This is a genomic window from Streptomyces coffeae (genome assembly GCF_016741875.1).
Classification (GTDB): Bacteria; Actinomycetota; Actinomycetes; order Streptomycetales; family Streptomycetaceae; genus Streptomyces; species Streptomyces coffeae.
This window is the reverse complement of record NZ_JAERRF010000150.1, coordinates 1-885: the sequence shown is the minus strand read 5'-3', so window position 1 is coordinate 885 and position 885 is coordinate 1. Positions and strand designations below refer to the sequence as shown.

Genomic DNA, 885 nt, shown 5'->3' with positions numbered 1-885 from the left:
TCGCCGCGCGGGACGGTGCTGGTGACCGGTGGTCTTGGTGCCCTGGGTGGCCATGTGGCGCGCTGGCTGGCGGCACGCGGGGCCGAGCATGTGGTGCTGGTGAGCCGTCGCGGCCAAGCCGCCGCGGGCGCCGCGGAGTTGGAGGCCGAGCTCGTCGAACTCGGCGCCCGCGTCACGTTCGTCGCTTGTGACATGGCTGACCGTGACTCAGTCGCGGCGCTGCTGGAGAGCATCCCCTCACTCACCGCGGTCGTCCACACGGCAGGCATCGAGCGCTCGGCCGTACTCGCCGACCTCGATGCGGACAACCTTGCCGATGTGCTGTCGGCCAAGGTCGACGGTGCGAGGAATCTCCACGAGCTGCTGGGCGAAACGCCGTTGGACGCGTTCGTGCTCTACTCTTCGATCGCCGGTGTGTGGGGCAGTAGTGGGCAGGGGGCATACGCGGCTGCCAACGCCTACCTGGACGCCCTGGCCGAGCACCGCAGGGCCACAGGTCTGCCCGCCACCGCCGTCGCGTGGGGCCCGTGGGGCGGCGGTGGCATGGTCGCAACCGCTGAGCAGACCGAGCAGCTGCACCGCTGGGGCTTGTCGACGATGGCTCCGGCTGTCGCGATCGTGGGTCTGGCCACGGCCCTGGAACGCGGTGACGGGAACCTCGTCGTCGCCGATGTCGACTGGGAACGCTTCGCGGGCACCTTCATGGCACAGCGGCCCAGCCCGCTGCTGGGCGAGCTGCCCGAGGTCCGCGTCGCGTTCGAGGCCACCCCTGCGGAAGGCGGCACGTCGGCTCTCGCGCAGCGACTGGCCGGCTTGGATGAGGCCGAGCAGGAGCGGCAGCTCACCGAGCTGGTCCGGTATGAAGCGGCCACCGTGCTCGGTCAC

General features: G+C 71.0%; 1 protein-coding gene. It reads left to right on the top strand.

The window, feature by feature from the left end:
* A partial coding sequence (locus JK363_RS41405) for a beta-ketoacyl reductase (protein WP_201883486.1) occupies positions 1–885 on the top strand: 885 nt, incomplete at both ends.